This window comes from Streptomyces sp. NPDC050619 (assembly GCF_040654815.1).
Classification (GTDB): domain Bacteria; phylum Actinomycetota; class Actinomycetes; order Streptomycetales; family Streptomycetaceae; genus Streptomyces.
In genome coordinates this window covers 15,343-32,615 of sequence record NZ_JBFAIR010000023.1, presented here as the reverse complement: position 1 = coordinate 32,615, position 17,273 = coordinate 15,343, and the positions used below count along the sequence as shown (strand labels likewise).

Annotated in this window: 15 protein-coding genes; 4 read left to right on the top strand and 11 right to left on the bottom strand. The window is 70.1% G+C overall.

Annotation, left to right across the window (positions count from 1 at the left end; genetic code table 11):
* The first annotated feature begins 49 nt into the window (after nt 1–49).
* Nucleotides 50–1,813: an arginine--tRNA ligase gene (argS, locus tag AB0I77_RS32295; RefSeq protein WP_363286270.1), complete on the top strand. Its 1,764-nt coding sequence runs from the start codon at nt 50–52 to the stop codon at nt 1,811–1,813.
* Between the two features lie 71 nt (nt 1,814–1,884).
* On the opposite strand, the gene AB0I77_RS32290 is transcribed toward argS, so the two are convergent.
* Nucleotides 1,885–2,343, bottom strand: coding sequence for a peptidoglycan-binding domain-containing protein (locus AB0I77_RS32290; protein WP_363286269.1), 459 nt, complete (start codon nt 2,341–2,343; stop codon nt 1,885–1,887).
* A gap of 238 nt (nt 2,344–2,581) precedes the next feature.
* Between AB0I77_RS32290 and AB0I77_RS32285 the strand changes: the two genes are divergently transcribed.
* On the top strand, nt 2,582–3,481 hold the full coding sequence (locus AB0I77_RS32285) for a DUF4253 domain-containing protein (RefSeq protein WP_363286268.1): 900 nt from the start codon (nt 2,582–2,584) through the stop codon (nt 3,479–3,481).
* 6 nt (nt 3,482–3,487) lie between these two features.
* Here the strand turns inward: AB0I77_RS32285 and AB0I77_RS32280 are convergent, their stop codons facing one another.
* From AB0I77_RS32280 to hemB, 5 genes are all read right to left on the bottom strand, one after another.
* Nucleotides 3,488–4,309, bottom strand: coding sequence for an arylamine N-acetyltransferase (locus AB0I77_RS32280; protein WP_363286405.1), 822 nt, complete (start codon nt 4,307–4,309; stop codon nt 3,488–3,490).
* Nucleotides 4,306–5,514, bottom strand: coding sequence for a PLP-dependent aminotransferase family protein (locus tag AB0I77_RS32275; protein ID WP_363286267.1), 1,209 nt, complete (start codon nt 5,512–5,514; stop codon nt 4,306–4,308). The genes AB0I77_RS32280 and AB0I77_RS32275 overlap by 4 nt, the downstream gene beginning before the upstream one ends.
* A 107-nt stretch (nt 5,515–5,621) precedes the next feature.
* Nucleotides 5,622–6,524, bottom strand: coding sequence for an SAM-dependent methyltransferase (locus AB0I77_RS32270; protein WP_363286266.1), 903 nt, complete (start codon nt 6,522–6,524; stop codon nt 5,622–5,624).
* 141 nt (nt 6,525–6,665) lie between these two features.
* On the bottom strand, nt 6,666–7,034 hold the full coding sequence (locus AB0I77_RS32265) for a DUF805 domain-containing protein (RefSeq protein ID WP_363286265.1): 369 nt from the start codon (nt 7,032–7,034) through the stop codon (nt 6,666–6,668).
* A gap of 325 nt (nt 7,035–7,359) precedes the next feature.
* Nucleotides 7,360–8,352, bottom strand: a complete 993-nt coding sequence (hemB, locus tag AB0I77_RS32260; protein ID WP_363286264.1) for a porphobilinogen synthase — start codon at nt 8,350–8,352, stop codon at nt 7,360–7,362.
* Nucleotides 8,353–8,546: 194 nt separating this feature from the next.
* On the opposite strand from hemB, the gene AB0I77_RS32255 reads away from it, so the two are divergent.
* Nucleotides 8,547–9,974 (top strand): FAD-binding oxidoreductase, encoded by a 1,428-nt coding sequence (locus AB0I77_RS32255; protein ID WP_363286263.1) that lies wholly within the window; start codon nt 8,547–8,549, stop codon nt 9,972–9,974.
* A 170-nt stretch (nt 9,975–10,144) separates the two neighbouring features.
* On the opposite strand, the gene AB0I77_RS32250 is transcribed toward AB0I77_RS32255, so the two are convergent.
* From AB0I77_RS32250 to AB0I77_RS32230, 5 genes are all read right to left on the bottom strand, one after another.
* Nucleotides 10,145–11,875 carry a bifunctional uroporphyrinogen-III C-methyltransferase/uroporphyrinogen-III synthase gene (locus AB0I77_RS32250; protein WP_363286262.1) on the bottom strand — a complete coding sequence of 577 codons (1,731 nt, stop codon included), beginning with the start codon at nt 11,873–11,875 and terminating at the stop codon, nt 10,145–10,147.
* The gene (gene hemC / locus AB0I77_RS32245; RefSeq protein ID WP_363286261.1) at nt 11,872–12,855 is read right to left on the bottom strand and encodes a hydroxymethylbilane synthase; all 984 of its coding nucleotides are present in this window, start codon (nt 12,853–12,855) and stop codon (nt 11,872–11,874) included. The genes AB0I77_RS32250 and hemC overlap by 4 nt, the downstream gene beginning before the upstream one ends.
* 44 nt (nt 12,856–12,899) lie before the next feature.
* Nucleotides 12,900–14,642 carry a glutamyl-tRNA reductase gene (locus AB0I77_RS32240; RefSeq protein WP_363286260.1) on the bottom strand — a complete coding sequence of 581 codons (1,743 nt, stop codon included), beginning with the start codon at nt 14,640–14,642 and terminating at the stop codon, nt 12,900–12,902.
* Entirely contained in the window at nt 14,639–15,406 is a 768-nt protein-coding gene (locus AB0I77_RS32235; protein ID WP_363286259.1) for a redox-sensing transcriptional repressor Rex, read from the bottom strand. The genes AB0I77_RS32240 and AB0I77_RS32235 overlap by 4 nt, the downstream gene beginning before the upstream one ends.
* Nucleotides 15,407–15,661: 255 nt before the next feature.
* A complete protein-coding gene (locus AB0I77_RS32230) occupies nt 15,662–15,946 on the bottom strand; it encodes a glutaredoxin family protein (RefSeq protein WP_363286258.1) in 285 nt (94 codons plus the stop codon).
* A 94-nt stretch (nt 15,947–16,040) separates the two neighbouring features.
* On the opposite strand from AB0I77_RS32230, the gene AB0I77_RS32225 reads away from it, so the two are divergent.
* Nucleotides 16,041–17,000, top strand: a complete 960-nt coding sequence (locus AB0I77_RS32225; protein ID WP_363286257.1) for an HAD-IB family hydrolase — start codon at nt 16,041–16,043, stop codon at nt 16,998–17,000.
* The last annotated feature ends 273 nt before the right edge of the window (nt 17,001–17,273 follow it).

The following is a 17,273-nucleotide window of genomic DNA, read 5'->3' as shown; positions in this document are numbered from 1 at the left end:
GATACTGGCCAGGTCCGCCCACCCCCACGAGGAGAACGGCATCCACCCCATGGCCTCGGTCACGTCCCTCACCGCTTCCGTCAACCAGCGCCTCGCGACGGCTCTCTCGGCTGCCCTGCCGGAGGCCGGCTCCGCCGACCCGCTGCTGCGACGTAGTGACCGGGCGGACTTCCAGGCGAACGGGATCCTGGCGCTGGCGAAGAAGGCGAAGGCGAACCCGCGGGAGCTGGCGACGCGGGTCGTCGACGGGATCGTCACGGGTGACGTGATCAAGGACATCGAGGTCTCAGGACCCGGCTTCCTGAACATCACGATCACGGACAAGGCGATCACGCAGAACCTGGCGTCCCGCGCCACGGACCCGACAGGCCGCCTGGGCGTGCCGTTCACCGACGAGCCGGGCACCACCGTCGTCGACTACGCGCAGCCGAACGTGGCGAAGGAGATGCACGTAGGCCACCTCCGCTCGGCGGTGATCGGCGACGCGGTCGTCCAGATCCTGGAGTTCGTCGGCGAGACCGTCGTCAGGCGGCATCACATCGGTGACTGGGGCACCCAGTTCGGCATGCTCATCCAGTATCTGGACGAGCACCCGCACGAGCTGGACCACAAGGACGCCCAGGTCTCCGGCGAGGAGGCGATGTCGAACCTCGACCGCCTCTACAAGGCGGCCCGCAAGCACTTCGACTCGGACGAGGAGTTCAAGACGCGGGCGCGTCGCCGGGTGGTCGACCTCCAGGCCGGCGACCCGAAGACCCTCGCCGCGTGGCAGAAGTTCGTGGACGAGTCGAAGATCTACTTCTTCTCGGTCTTCGAGAAGCTGGACATGGAGATCCGCGACCCGGACATCGTCGGCGAGTCGGGCTACAACGACATGCTGGACGAGACGTGCCGCCTGCTCGAGGAAGCCGGCGTGGCGGTGTGGTCCGAGGGCGCCCTCTGTGTGTTCTTCGACGACATCAAGGGGCCGGACGGCAACCTGGTCCCGCTGATCGTGAAGAAGTCGGACGGCGGCTACGGCTACGCGGCGACGGACCTCTCGGCGATCCGGGACCGTGTCTTCAACCTGAAGGCGAGCACGCTCATCTATGTCGTGGACGCCCGCCAGTCCCTGCACTTCAAGATGGTCTTCGAGACGGCGCGCAGGGCGGGCTGGCTGAACGGCGACACCAAGGCGCAGCAGCTGGCCTTCGGCACGGTCCTCGGCAAGGACGGCAAGCCGTTCAAGACCCGTGAGGGCGAGACGGTCCGCCTGGTCGACCTCCTGGACGAAGCGGTCGACCGCGCCTCGGCCGTCGTACGGGAGAAGGCGCAGGACCTCTCGGAGGAGGAGATCGCCGAGCGGGGTGCCCAGGTCGGCATCGGCGCGGTGAAGTACGCGGACCTGTCGACGTCGGCGAACCGGGACTACAAGTTCGACCTGGACCAGATGGTGTCGCTGAACGGCGACACGTCGGTGTACCTCCAGTACGCGTACGCCCGTATCCAGTCGATCCTGCGCAAGGCAGGAGACGTACGCCCCCTCGCGCACCCGGAGCTGGAACTGGCTGTCGCCGAGCGGGAGTTGGGCCTGCACGCGGACCGGTTCGCGGAGACGGTGACGGAGGCGGCCGGGGAGTACGCGCCGCACAAGCTGACCGCGTACCTCTACCAGCTGGCCTCGCTCTACACGACGTTCTACGCCGAGTGCCCGGTCCTGAAGGCGGACACCCCGGCCCAGGTCGAGAACCGTCTGTTCCTGTGCGACATCACGGCCCGCACGCTCCACCAGGGCATGGCGCTGCTGGGGATCAGGACGCCTGAGCGCCTCTGAGACAGGACCGCGGCCCGTCCTCTCCCCCGAGGGAGGACGGGCCGCGGTAGTTCGTGCGGTCGGTCAGGTGCTCAGCCGGGGTTGCCGTTGGCGAACCGCTTGAACGCGGCCTTGGTCCCCGATCCGGCGATGCCGTCGATCTTGCCCTTGTAGCCCCAGTGCTTCTTCAGCAGACGCTGTAGTGCCTCCACCGTCTTGGGTCCGACGATCCCGTCGATCTTGCCCTTGTAGTCCCAGTGCTTCTTGAGGCCGCGCTGGAACGCCTGCCAGCTCTTGGTGCCCAGCTGGCCGTCCCGCGCACCCTTGTAGCCGTGGTACTTCTTCAGCCAGTCCTGGACCTTCTTGGCTTCCGCGGTGCTCAGTCCGAGGTTGTTCACCGCGAGCGGTGCGACGGCCTCGGAGCTCACGGCCGGCTGTGCGGGCGCCTCGGACGCCGCGAAGCCGGTGCTCGCACCCGCCAGAGTCCCGGCGGCGATCCCGACAGCGGTGGTGAGACTGACGAGTGTCCTCGTCACGGTGTTCGGTCGCATTGCTCCCCCTTGGGGTCGATTGGCTGGTCGATTGGGTGGTCGATCTGGCTGGTCGATCTGGCTGGCAACACGAGAATGCGGGGCGGGCGGCAAGGGCCGCGACAGTTGCCGCGGAAGTGACGTCTTCATGGGACGCCTCACCCGCTGACCTGCGGGGACACCGTCCGGTGGGACGGTGTGGCGGGACGGCTCGCTTGATCATCGGCCGTTGTCAGTGCCACCCCTTAAAGTCACCGACATGGCGACACTTCCGAACCCCCTGCCCCTGCTGGCGGCCGACCCGAGCGGCCGTTCGCTCGGGCTTGAACTCCCGCTGGGGAGACTGATCGACGCGACGGACGAGGGTCCGTGGCACGAGCCCCTGCTGTGGCACGCGGAGTACGCCGCGTCCTCCGGCGCCTGGACGGCGCTGGGCATGCCCGCGGGGCGAACCGGGCTGCTGCCCATACTGATCGACGTCGGCGGCACTCAAGGCGGCCCGGAGGAATGGGAGTTGATGCCGGGGGAGATGTCGTACCCGGGTGACCACGACCCGGACGAGCTGCTGGCGGAGTACTGGGAGGAGTACGCCGCGGACGAACTCGGCGCCGCCGAGGACACCCCGGACTACCCGGTCTCCCCGAGCAAGGAAACCGTCGCGGAACTCTTCGGCGATCCCCTCCCCCACGACGAGACGATCGCGCCCTTCGGCCCGACGTGGCCCGGCCTCGCCCCCGCCGCCTCCCGCACCGCCGACCCCGACGCCCGCGCCGCCGAGATCGCCGACTCCCTCCTCGATGCCGGCTCCTGGTTCAAGGAACCGCGTCTCGCCCTGGTCCCGGCCCGCCGCAGCGCCGACATCCCGGCGGCGATCGGCTGGACGGGCCCGCTGAACTACGAGGACGACACGGCCCGCCTCTGCTCCGTACTCCGCTCCTGGGAGGACCGCTTCGGCATACGGGTCCTCGCCCTCACCTTCGACCAGCTGGTCCTGTCCGTCGCCGCCCCGCCCGCGACCCAGGAGCAGGCCGAGGCCGTCGCCGCCGAACACTTCGCGTTCTGCCCGGACAACATCACGCAGGGCCATCACGAGACGCTGCGCGCGTACGCCGAGCACGAGGTGCTCGACCAGCGGGTCTGGTCCTTCTGGTGGGACTGACAAGCATCACGGCAGAAGGGGCGCTCCCTCCGGTGCCGTAATGCCGAACTCCTCCTCCAGGAGCCGCCGTACCTCCGCCGCGTCCGTCACCTCCCGCTCCCCGACCGTTCCGTCGGCCCGGGTCTCGGTGAGGAGTCGGCCGTGGAGGAGGAGGTGGCGTTCGGAGGTGACGCGCTGGACGTAGAGGCTCTGCGTGAAGGGCGAGCGCGGATTGGTGGCGACGTGCCAGTTGATGACCTCGAAGTCGGGCTTCTCGAACGGCTCCAGGGTGAACGCGTACTGGCCCACCCACGTGCCCTCGCCGTAGGCCTCGAGCACCCACATCTCCAGCGGCCCGCGGTGCGGCACGTGCACCAGCCGGTGCCGGCGCCCCGCGCCCCTGAACTCGGTGCCGGTCGTCAGCGGCACCGGCTCCAGCAGCGCGCCGATGGCCCCGAAACCGACGTCGGCCAGATATGGCCGCGGCCGGCCCGGCACCTCGACGAGCAGGGCCATATGGGTGCGCGGGCGGCTCTCGAAGCGGTCGGCACCCACGACGACGCGGGCCGCCAGCCGGGTCACCATCCGGAAACCCAGCGCCTCCAGGGCGAGCAGGAAGAGCGTGTTGTGCTCGTAGCAGTAGCCACCGCGGCGGCTGCGGACCAGCTTGGCCATGAGGTCGGCGGGGGCAAGGGAGGGCGCCGTACGACGCAGGGCGTCCAGGTTCTCGAACGCGATGGCCCGCATGTGCGCCAGATGCACGCCCCTCAGCGTCACCAGATCAGCCCGCCGCTCCCCCTCCCAACCGATCCGCCGGAGATACACGTCGAGGTCGAACTCCTCGGTCAGCACGCCTGGGCCCCCAGCCCATCCCCCAGCCTCCGCAGCCCCTCCCCGATCTCCTCCGGCGTCTGCGTCACGAAGCACAGCCGCAGCGTCGAGCGGTCGGGCTCGCCGGCGTAGAAGGGCACGCCGGGGACGTAGGCCACATCCCGCCGCACCACCTGCGGCAGCAGGGCGACCGTGTCGTACGACTCCGGCAGCCGGACCCAGAGGAACATCCCGCCCTCGGGACGGCTCCAGGCGGAGCCCGCCGGGAGGGCCTCAGGCAGTCCCGCGAGCATGGCGTCCCGGCGGGCTCGGTACACCGCCGCGACCCGCCCGACGTGGGCGTCCAGGTCCTGGTCGGCCAAGTACCGTGCCGCGGCCAGCTGGTTGACGGTCGGTGTGTGCAGGTCGGCGGCCTGCTTGGCGACCGCGCAGGCCCGGCGCAGCTCGCCGGGTGCGCGCAGCCAGCCGAGCCGCAGTCCCGGCGCCATGACCTTGGAGAAGGAGCCGAGCAGGACGACCCGGTCGCGGGCCTCCTGGTGGGAGGCGATCCACGGCACCCGCTCGCCCTCGAAGCGGAGTTCGCCGTAGGGGTCGTCCTCGACGATCCACAGCCCCCGCCGGGCGGCGACCGAGGCCACGGCGGCCCGGCGCTCGGCCGACAGCGTCCGGCCGGTCGGGTTCTGGAAGGTGGGCACGGTGTAGAGCAGCTTCGGCCGCTCCCGCACCACCAGCTCCTCCAGCGCCACCGGATCGAGCCCCTCCCCGTCCCCCGGCACCGCCACCACCCGCGCGCCCGCGAAGCCGAAGACCTGAAGTGCCGCCAGATAACAGGGGTCTTCGACGAGGACGGTGTCCCCGGGTTCCAGGAGCGCGGTGGCGAGCAGGGACAGCGCCTGCTGCGAGCCGGTGGTGACGAGGACGTCGTCGGCGTCCGTGGGCAGCCCGCGCACCGACATGCGCGCGGCGAGCGCGGACCGCAGCCCCGGCTCGCCCTCGGTCGTGGAGTACTGAAGGGCCCGCGCGGGCATCTCGGCGAGCACGTCACGGAACGCGGCCGCGATGCCCTCCTGGTCGAAGAACTCCGGCGCGGGCAGCCCGCCCGCGAAGTTGATGACCTCGGGGCGGGCGGTGACGGCAAGGATGTCCCGCACCGGCGACCCGCCGACGGCCCGGGCCCGCGCGGCCAGCGGCGGCACAGGGGCGAACTCGATGACGTCGGTCATGGCACGGCTCCTTCGACTACGAGGCGGCTACGCAGCCTAAGGACATAACTGCCACCTACAAGCAGGTTTCCGCGATACGGACAGATACAGGCACGCACCCAGCGGGCTCAGACCTTCCGCCCAGTCCCCCCATAGACATTGATGTCGTCGTCCGTCACATCATTGATGTCCCGATACCGAATCTTCTCGATGTCGTCGAGCGCCTCGAAGTCCTCCGGAGCGATGGCCGGCGGAGCGGGCGCGGGATCGGGCATCCACTGGTGAACCGGTACGACACCGGGCTCGTCGAGCGTGATCCCCGACGTCTCGGTGAAGAACCGCTCGACGTCGTCCTTCGAACGGAACACGAAGGTGAACCCGCGCTCGGTGTACGTCCGTTGGACCGCCCGGGTCGGCCCGGGGTGCATCTCGTCGGTGAGGTGGGTGAGCACGAGCCGGCTGCCGGAGGGCAGCGCGTCCACCAGCTCGCGCACGACCGGGTAGGCCTGCTCGTCCTCGACGAAGTGCAGGATCGCCACCAGACACAGGGCGATCGGCTCATCAAAATCAAGAATCTTGTCGGCCTGTTCGAGGATCTGGGCCGGCTCGAGCAGGTCGGCGTCGATGTAGTCGGTACGCCCCTGGGCCCCGCTGGTCAGCAGAGCACGCGCGTGCGCGAGGACGACGGGGTCGTGGTCGACGTACACCACCCTCGACTCGGGGATGATCCGCTGCACGATCTGGTGGACGTTCTCCCCGGTGGGCAGCCCGGTGCCGATGTCCAGGAACTGGCGGATGCCGTGGTCCGAGGCCATCCGCGTCACCGCGCGCCGCATGAAGTCGCGGTTGTGCCGTACGTCGAGGTAGCCGCGCGGGTTGGCCGAGAGGGCCGCGGCGGCCGCCGCGCGGTCGATGGGGTAGTTGTCCTTGCCGCCGAGGAAGACGTCGTAGACGCGGGCCGGGTGCGCCTTGGTCGTGTCGATCCTCCTTCTCAGCTCGGCGGGGTCTTGGCTGAGGGCGTCACCGGACATCGGCGTCTCCAGTCATTCAACGGACAACCAGCGGTCAACAACCTAACTCCACACAGGACTTGATGGTGCCCGTCGCTGCCGGACAGGGCACGACGGAGGCCGCCCGGTCGATGAACCGGACGGCCTCGGAGAAGCTCGGGATCAGACGTACGCCACGGCCGCTTCCTTCGGGTTCGGGCCGTACTTGTTCACGCCCGGCTCGCCGTCCATGCACTGGAAGACCAGCAGGGTGATGGGACCGGCGAGCGGGACGATCCCGAAGAGGAGCCACCAGCCGGAGTGCCCCGTGTCGTGCAGCCGGCGGACACTGACCGCCAGGCTGGGCACCAGGATCGCAGCGTAGAAGATGCCCGCGAGGGCGAGGAGGGCCGAAACCTGGGTCCCCAGAGCGATGCCGATCAGCACGGCGTAGATGATCCCGACGAACAGGGCGTACATCCAGTACTCCTTGCGGCGCGAGCGCCCGCTGAACACCGCGTACTTCTTCAGCGCCTCGATGAACCAGTTCATGTGCGTCCCCCTGGGATCGACGTTCAGACCATCCGGAACGGATCAGGCCAGGCGCAGAAGCTACGGAAGGTGATGAGTACTCGTCAATCCGGTTCATTTCCGCAGTTAGACGCGGTGAACGGGGCTCCCACTACGAATAACCCCGAATCCATAGGGCGAATTCCGGACAGATCCGCCGAGGAGCGCCGGGAGTTCACGAGCCGGGCGACGACCGTTCCCGGCACCGAGTTGGATCCGTTGCCGAACCGATGCCGGTCGGTCGCCGCTTCGAAGCCGGAACGACCTCGAACCGTTGCCCAAGTGCTCGCCCCAGGAAGAACGGCGGTCAACGCAGCTTCTGCGCCACCTCGACGGCCCAGTACGTAAGGATGTTCCGCGCACCGGCCCGCTTGATACCGGTCAAGGCCTCCAGAATCGCCCGCTCCCGGTCGATCCACCCCTTCTCGGCGGCGGCCTCGATCATCGAGTACTCACCGGAGATCTGGTAGGCGACAACCGGCACATCCGCCACATCGGCGACCCGCGCGAGCACATCCAGATACGGCCCCGCGGGCTTCACCATCACCATGTCGGCCCCCTCCTCCAGATCAAGGGCCAACTCCCGCAAGGACTCCCCCACATTGGCCGGGTCCTGCTGGTACGTCTTCCGATCGCCCTTCAGCGACGAGCCGACGGCCTCCCGGAACGGCCCGTAGAACGCCGACGCGTACTTGGCCGTATAGGCAAGGATCGCGACATCCTGCCGCCCGACCTGATCGAGGGCCTCACGAATGACCCCGATCTGCCCGTCCATCATCCCGCTGGGCCCCACCACATGGGCCCCCGCGTCGGCCTGCACCCGAGCCATCTCGGCATAGCGCTCCAGAGTCGCGTCGTTGTCGACACGCCCCTCCTCGTCAAGCACCCCGCAATGCCCATGATCCGTCGTCTCGTCGAGACACAGATCGGACATCACCAGCAGCTCATCCCCGACCTCGGCCCGCACATCACGCAGGGCCACCTGCAAAATCCCCTCCGGATCGGTCCCAGCGGTCCCGACCGCGTCCTTCTTCGACTCCTCCGGCACCCCGAACAGCATGATCCCGGAGATCCCGGCGGCCACCGCATCCGCGGCGGCCTTCTTCAGACTGTCCCGGGTGTGCTGCACAACCCCGGGCATCGCAGCGATCGGCACCGGCTCGGCAGCGCCCTCGAGCACGAAGGCCGGAAGGATGAAGTCGGCCGGATGCAGCCGGGTCTCGGCCACCATGCGCCGCATGACGGAACTGCTCCGCAGCCGCCGCGGCCGCGCACCGGGAAAGGATCCGTACATCGTCATACTCCAACGCTACGCCCGCCCCAGGACCACCTTTGCCGACGAGAAGTCGGCCCCGCCCCCACCACAACCGAGGGCGCTACGCGCACCCCCACGACCCGCACAGGCCGCCGCAGGCATCACGACGTGCCCACATGCGCCACCCCCACCCCAGGTACAAGCTGAAAGAACAAGGAAAGGCGCCCCAGGAGGACGCGATGACCACCGACCACCACCCCCGCCAAACCCCCGACCTCTTCGCCCTCTCAGAGCTCCACGGCCCACTCCTACGCCCCGGCGACGACGCCTACTCCGACGAGGTCACCGGCTTCAACCTGGCCACCCCGCACACCCCCGAAGTGGTCGTCGGCGCAACCGACACCGACGACGTGGTGACCGCGATGCGCTGGGCCGCCGCCACCGGCACCCCCGTCGCCGTCCAGGCCACCGGCCACGGCGCGAACTTCCCCATCGACAGCGGCCTGCTGATCAACACGGCCCGCATGACCGACGTACACATATACCCCCGCACCCGCACCGCGACCGTAGCCGCCGGCGTCAAATGGAGCCTGCTCCTGGAGGCCTCCGCTCCGCACGGCCTCGCCACGCTCAACGGCACGTCCACGGACACCGGCGTCGTCGGCTACACCCTGGGCGGCGGACTCCCACTCCTCGGCCGGGCCTACGGATACGCCTCCGACCTGGTCCGCTCCTTCCAGGTCGTCACCCCGGACGGCACCCTGCACGAAACGGACGCCGACCACGAACCCGACCTGTTCTGGGCCCTGCGCGGCGGCAAGGGAAACGTGGGCGTGGTGACCTCCCTGGTCACCGAGCTGCTCCCGCTCAGCCACATCCTCGGCGGCGGCATCTACTGCGCCGGCGAGCACGCCGAACCACTGCTGCGCGCCTACGCGGCCTGGACTCCGACCCTGCCACCACAGATGTGCACCGGCTTCACACTGCTGCGCCTGCCGCCGCTCCCGATCATCCCCGAGCCTCCCCCACTCTCGGCTTCGCTCGAGCGGGGGCACCCCCATCGCGGCCGCTTCTGGGCCCGCGTCGCGGTCGCCTGGACCGGCGACCCGGCCGAGGGCGAACGCCTGCTGGCCCCGATCCGCGCGGCCGCGCCGGTCGCGTTCGACACGGTGGCCGAGATGGACTACCGCAAGGCCGACGAGATCTACCAGGACCCCCAGGATCCCATCCCGGCCCGCGAGGCCTGCGCCCTGCTCCGCGACCTCACCCCGCAGGCCGTGGACACCCTGCTGGCACAAGCCGGCCCGGCCGTCCCCGACTTCCCGCTGCTCCTGGTCGAGTTGCGCCACATGGGCGGCAAGCTGGCCGACCCCGCCCGCGTCGAGGACGCGGTGAGCGGCCGCGACGCCGGGTACCTGCTGGAGTCGGTCGGCGTCCCCACGGACCCGGAGACCGCCGCCGCGGTGGAGGCGGCCACCACCTCGCTGTACACCGCGATGGCGCCGTACGGCACCGGCCACACCATGCCCAACCTGCACGGCAGACCGGGCGACGAAGCGGACCGCGCCCGAGCGTGGACCCCGGAGGCATACGACCGCCTCCGCCGCACCAAGTCGACCTACGACCCGGCGAACCTCCTGCGCTTCGGCCACACAGTGCCGACGTAACAACGCACCCCTGACCCAACCACGCAGCAGCAGTCCGCCACACAGCTGGGTCAGGACCAAGCAGCCACCCGCCACGGCAGCCACCCGCTACGGCAGCCACCCGCCACGGCAGCCACCCGCTACGGCAGCCACCCGCCACGGCAGCCACCCGCTACGGCAGGCAGCCCCCGCTACGTAGTAGTCCGCCGCCTACGCGCCCCCGGCCGCCGCTCACTCGGCCGAGTCACCGCATCCCCCGCCTCCAACGCCGCAGCCCGCCGCCGCAGCCCGAACTCCGCCAGCGCCTCCGCCAGCTTGTGCACGGACGGCTCCGGAGCCATGACATCGACCCGCAGCCCATGCTCCTCGGCGGTCTTGGCCGTGGCGGGCCCGATACAGGCGATCACCGTCACGTTGTGCGGCTTCCCGGCGATACCCACCAGATTCCGCACGGTGGAAGACGACGTGAAGAGCACGGCATCGAACCCACCCCCCTTGATCGCCTCCCGGGTCTCCGCAGGCGGCGGCGAGGCCCGCACGGTCCGATAGGCCGTGACGTCGTCGACCTCCCACCCGAGCTCGATCAACCCCGCCACCAGCGTCTCGGTGGCGATATCGGCCCGCGGCAGGAACACCCGGTCGATCGGATCGAAGACCGGATCGTAGGGAGGCCAGTCCTCCAGAAGACCCGCGGCCGACTGCTCACCGCTGGGCACCAGATCCGGCTTCACACCAAACGCGACCAGCGCCTTGGCCGTCTGCTCCCCCACCGCCGCGACCTTGATACCGGCGAACGCCCGCGCATCAAGCCCGTACTCCTCGAACTTCTCCCGAACAGCCTTCACCGCGTTGACCGAGGTAAAGGCGATCCACTCATACCGCCCGGTCACCAGCCCCTTGACCGCCCGCTCCATCTGCTGGGGCGTACGCGGCGGCTCGACGGCGATGGTCGGGACCTCGTGCGGCACGGCCCCGTAGGACCGCAGCTGGTCGGAGAGCGACGCCGCCTGCTCCTTCGTACGCGGTACGAGAACGCGCCAGCCGAACAGCGGCTTGGACTCGAACCACGAGAGCTGCTCACGCTGAGCCGCGGCCGAACGCTCACCGACCACGGCTATCACCGGCCGCGCACCCTGCGGCGACGGCAGCACCTTGGCCTGCTTCAGCGTCTGGGCGATGGTGCCCAATGTGGCGATCCAGGTCCGCTGCCGAGTAGTCGTACCGGCGACCGTGACGGTCAGCGGCGTATCAGGCTTGCGCCCGGCAGAGACCAGCTCCCCCGCGGCGGCGGCCACGGACTCGAGGGTCGCCGAAACGACAACCGTCCCGTCCGAAGCCCCCACCTCCGTCCAGCACCGGTCGGAAGCGGTCCGCGCATCCACGAACCGCACGTCCGCGCCCTCGGCGTCCCGCAGCGGCACACCGGCATAAGCGGGGACGCCGACGGCGGCCGCGACCCCGGGAACGACCTCGAAGGGCACCCCCGCGGCGGCGCACGCCAGCATCTCCTCGGCGGCGTACGCGTCGAGCCCGGGGTCCCCGGACACCGCACGCACGACCCGCCTGCCGCCCCGTGCGGCCTCCATGACAAGATGTGCGGCATCCCGTACAGCAGGGACGCCAGCGGTGGTTGACGCGCCGTCAACAATCGTTAGTTGGGGCGCGCCCGTGCCCGGAGTCGGACCGTAGGTCGGACCGGAGGAAAGATCCCCGGAGGGATCCGAATCCGTGTCCACGACCAAGACACCGGGCCTGGCATGCGTACGTACGACGTCGAGCACCTCTTGCTCGGCGACGAGGACGTCCGCGTGTGCCAGCGCCTCGACGGCGCGCAGAGTCAGTAGTCCCGGATCCCCGGGTCCGGCACCCAGAAAGGTGACGTGCCCGTGTTCCGGACCGGCGGGAAGGGTGGTGGGGCTCAATGTGCTCGCTCCCCCATCAGACCGGCCGCGCCCTGGGCAAGCATCTCGGTGGCGAGTTCGCGACCGAGCGCCATTGCCTGGTCGTACGTCTGGGGCACGGAACCGGTGGTGGACAACTGCACCATCCGCGAGCCGTCGGTTGTGCCGACGACGCCGCGCAGGCGCATTTCCTTGACAATCTGCCCGTCGGCCAGGATGTCGGCGAGCGCGCCCACAGGGGCGCTGCAACCGGCCTCCAGGGCGGCGAGCAGTGACCGTTCGGCGGTCACGGCGACCCGGGTGAAGGGGTCGTCGAGTTCGCCGAGGGCGGCGATCAGGTCTGCATCCCGGGCGGTGTTCCCCGCCCTGCATTCGATCGCGAGTGCCCCCTGGCCGGGGGCGGGCAAAACCGTGTCGACTGACAGGAAATCAGTCACTTCATCACGGCGGCCGATGCGATTCAGCCCGGCCGCGGCCAGCACGACCGCATCGAACCGGCCGTCACGCACATACCCGATGCGCGTGTCGACGTTCCCGCGTATCGGCACCGTCTCGATGTCCAGCCCGTGGCTGCGCGCGTACGCGTTCAGCTGCGCCATGCGGCGCGGCGAGCCGGTACCGATGCGGGCCCCGCGCGGCAGGTCGGTGAGCTTGAGCGCGTCCCGCGCGACGATGACGTCCCGCGGGTCCTCGCGCACGGGTACCGCGGCCAGCACCAGGTCTTCCGGCTGCGTGGTCGGCAGGTCCTTGAGCGAATGAACCGCGAAGTCGACCTGGCCGCTGAGCACCGCGTCCCGCAGCGCGGTCACGAAGACTCCCGTGCCGCCGATCTGCGCGAGGTGCTCGCGGGAGGTGTCGCCGTACGTGGTGATCTCGACGAGTTCGACAGGTCGTCCGGTCACCTGGCGCACGGCGTCCGCCACCTGCCCGGCCTGGGCCAGGGCGAGCTTGCTCCGCCTCGTTCCGAGCCGCAGTGCCCCCCTGTCCGGTTTGTCCGGCATTCGCCTCGGGGGCGCCTCAGCCGGTTTCGGCTCTCTCGGGTCACTCATGCTGGCCCTCGGTTCATGGCGTTCTTCGCGTTCTTCTCGGTGCTTTCCTCGGCCCGGGAGACGGCGGCCACCGTCTCCTGGTCGAGGTCGAACAGGGTGCGCAGCGCGTCCGCGTACCCGGCGCCGCCGGGCTCGGCCGCGAGCTGCTTGACCCGGACGGTCGGCGCGTGCAGCAGCTTGTCGACGACGCGCTTGACGGTCTGGGTGATCTCGCCGCGCTGCTTGTCGTCGAGGCCGGGCAGCCGCCCGTCGAGCCGGGCGATCTCGCCGGCGACGACATCGGCGGCCATGGCGCGCAGGGCGACCACGGTGGGCGTGATGTGCGCGGCCCGCAGCGCCGCCCCGAAGGCCGCGACCTCGTCGGAGACGATACGGCGGACCTGGTCGACGTCGGCCGCCATCGGAGCGTCGGCGGAGGCTTCCGCCAGCGACTCGATGTCCACCAGCCGCACCCCGGCCAGCCGGTGCACGGCGGCGTCGATGTCACGGGGCATGGCGAGGTCGAGGAGGAAGAGCACGGGCTCCGGCCGCGGCACCTCGGTGACCGGCTCGGGCCTGCGCCGCTCGGGGATCCGGCCGACGCTCGCCACGGTCGCGGCGAGCGCGGTGATCAGCTCGGCATCGGCCTCGGGACCGCGGCGCCCGGCGTCCCGGCGGTCCACGGTGCCGTTGTCGACCCAGGTCGCGTGCTGCTCGAGCGTCGCCGCGTCCATGCCGGCCACGGCGGCCTCCCCCATGACGGAGAACCCGGCCTCCACGGCGGACTGGGACTGCACGGCGGACAGATCGAGCGGACAGCCCTCATCAGTACCGACACTGGTGGGCGGCAGCGGCGCCTCGCGTACGTCCGTCCCCACCCCCGTACCACCACGGCCGAAGGGCGCCGCGCCCTCGGGCACCCGACCTCCCACCGCCGCCGCGACCGCCTCGGCCGTCAGCACCAGCCCGGTCGCGCCCGTGCAGGAGACGGCGACATCGGCACGTGTCAGCTCGACCGGCACCGATTCCATCGGGACCGCGCGGGCCAGCACGTCCGTGTCGTCGCCCTCGGCCAGTATCCGGGCGAGGCGCTCGGCGCGGTCGGGGGTGCGGTTGGCGACGACGATCTCGGCGACCCCGGCACGCGCGAGCGTGGCCGCGGCCAGCGAGGACATCGAGCCGGCCCCGATGACGAGGGCCTTCTTGCCGCGCGCCCACTTCTCGACGTCCGCCCCCGCCGCCAGCTGCTCCAGGCCGAAGGTGACCAGGGACTGTCCGGCGCGGTCGATGCCGGTCTCGGAATGGGCGCGCTTGCCGACCCGCAGCGCCTGCTGGAACAGGTCGTTCAGCAGCCGTCCGGCGCTGTGCAGGTCCTGCGCCTTCGCCAGCGCGTCCTTTATCTGGCCGAGGATCTGTCCCTCGCCGACGACCATGGAGTCCAGCCCGCAGGCCACCGAGAACAGGTGGTGGACGGCCCGGTCCTCGTAGTGCACGTAGAGGTAGGGGGTGAGCTCGTCGAGCCCGACCCCGCTGTGCTGGGCGAGCAGTGTGGACAGCTCGGCGACACCGGCGTGGAACTTGTCCACGTCGGCGTACAGCTCGACGCGGTTGCAGGTGGCGAGCAGCGCGGCCTCGGCGGCAGGTTCGGCGGCGACCGTGTCCTGGAGGAGCTTGATGTGGGCGTCCGCGCCCAGCGTGGCCCGCTCCAGGACGCTGACCGGGGCGCTGCGGTGGCTCAGCCCGACGACGAGGAGACTCATGCCGGCATCACGGCGGGGACGTCCCCGTCGGGCCCCTTGTCGGCGGGCTCCTTGCGGGCGGCGGCGGCCGGGCCGGCTGCGTCGAGGGCGGCGGCGGCTTCCTCGCCGGCCTTGCGCTGCTCGTGGAAGGCGAGGATCTGCAACTCGATGGAGAGGTCGACCTTGCGCACATCTACGCCGTCCGGGACGGACAGCACGGTCGGCGCGAAGTTCAGGATGGAGGTCACTCCGGCGGCCACGAGCCGGTCGCAGACCGGCTGGGCGGCACCGGCGGGCGTGGCGATGACGCCGATGGACACGCCGTTGTCCTTGATGATCTTTTCCAGCTCGTCCGAGTGCTGGACGGGGATCCCGGCGACGGGCTTTCCGGCCATCGCGGGGTCGGCGTCTATGAGCGCGGCGACCCGGAAACCGCGGGAGGCGAACCCGCCGTAGTTGGCGAGGGCGGCGCCGAGGTTACCGATACCGACGATCACGACCGGCCAGTCCTGGGTGAGCCCCAGTTCGCGGGAGATCTGGTAGACGAGATACTCGACGTCGTAGCCGACGCCCCTGGTCCCGTAGGAGCCGAGGTAGGAGAAATCTTTGCGCAGCTTCGCGGAATTGACCCCCGCGGCGGCCGCGAGCTCCTCGGAGGAGACCGTGGGTACCGAGCGCTCCGACAGCGCGGTGAGGGCGCGGAGATACAGCGGAAGCCGGGCGACGGTGGCCTCGGGAATCCCTCGGCTACGGGTCGCCGGTCGGTGAGTTCGGCCAGTTGCCACGGTGCTCCTGCGGGTAGAGCGGGGCTGCAGGCGGTCACACGTTCCTGGACCGCCCCGTCGACAGCAGGCTATGTCTTTGTGAACGCGTGCACAAAGATGGTGTCCGATTTGCCCGGCGAACGTGACCGGGGTCACGCGCCCCCGGCGCACGAATATGGAACCGGCGCGCAGGCACCATCGTTCCTCTTTTCCTGGGGGCACAACCGCACACGCTCCTCAACGATCCCCGCCCCCGAGACCAGTTCGTCGTCGATCCTAAGCCAACACTTTGCGGAGGCGATCCTCGTTCACGCGCCAAAAAGTGTGCTGTTCGCCGTCGACGAGCACGACAGGGATCTGTTCCCAATATTGATCATGAAGTACGGGGTCCTGGGTGATGTCCTTCTGTTCCCAGGGGACACCCAGCTCGGCACACACCTTCTCGACGATGAGCTGGGCGTCGTCACACAGATGGCAGCCGGGTTTGCGGATGAGCGTCACGCGCCGGTCCTGCGGGCGGCCGGGGCCCTTCCGGCGAAAAAGGGGACTCATGTCGGCCATTCTCCCGCTTCTTTAACGCCCCGGTCGCGGAGAGTTCACAGCGTTCAAACCTCGCGACTCCGGAACAACCGAACGGACTGGCTATGCTCACGCCATGGCCGCTCTTGGATGGCTCACTCCTCGTAGGCGCTCCGCCACCGCGCGCAGCGTGTTGGCAGGCGAGGCCTCGGCGGAGGCAGCACGCAAATCTTCGCAGGACGTCTCGCCGGACAGCTCGGACCTCTCGGACCGCACCGACCGCACGGACGGCTCCGAGAAGGAACCGGAATTCCCTGTCCTCGGCGACGACCGAGCCGCCGCGTTCTTCGACCTGGACAACACCGTCATGCAGGGCGCCGCCCTCTTCCACTTCGGGCGGGGCCTGTACAAACGGAAGTTCTTCGAGACACGCGACCTGGCACGGTTCGCCTGGCAGCAGGCGTGGTTCCGGCTGGCCGGCGTCGAGGACCCCGAGCACATGCAGGAGGCGCGGGACTCCGCGCTGTCCATCGTGAAGGGTCACCGGGTCTCCGAGCTGATGTCGATCGGCGAGGAGATCTACGACGAGTACATGGCCGAACGCATCTGGCCCGGCACCCGCGCGCTCGCCCAGGCTCACCTGGACGCGGGCCAGAAGGTGTGGCTGGTCACCGCGGCCCCGGTGGAGATCGCCCAGGTGATCGCGCGGCGGCTCGGCCTGACGGGCGCGCTGGGCACGGTGGCCGAGTCGGTCGGCGGCGTCTACACGGGCGCTTTGGTCGGCGAGCCGCTGCACGGCCCGGCGAAGGCGGAGGCGGTCCGCGCCCTGGCCGCGGCGGAGGGCCTGGACCTCTCCCGCTGTGCGGCCTACAGCGACTCCCACAACGACATCCCCATGCTCTCCCTGGTCGGCCACCCCTACGCCATCAACCCGGACTCGAAACTGCGCAAACACGCCCGCCAGTTGGAGTGGCGCCTGCGCGACTACCGCACCGGACGAAAGGCGGCCAAGGTCGGCATCCCGGCGGCGGCAGGAGTCGGCGCGGTGGCCGGCGGCACGGCCGCGGCGATCGCCCTGCACCGACGCCGGCGGTAACCTCCGGCGGCTGAACCGGCCTCCTCCAGCCAAGCCCCCCACAGAACAAGCCACCTCACCCCTCCCCCAAAACCCCAGCAGCCCGAGCCCCCTCCGCCGGAGCCCCACCGCCCAGTCGGTCCGCAAGGCAGCCAAGGTGGGCATCCCGACTGCGGCGACGCCAGCAGTAGCGACAGCCTCCGGCGGCTGAACCGGCCTCCTCCAGCCAAGCCCCCCACAGAACAAGCCACCTCACCCCTCCCCCAAAACCCCAGCAGCCCGAGCCCCCTCCGC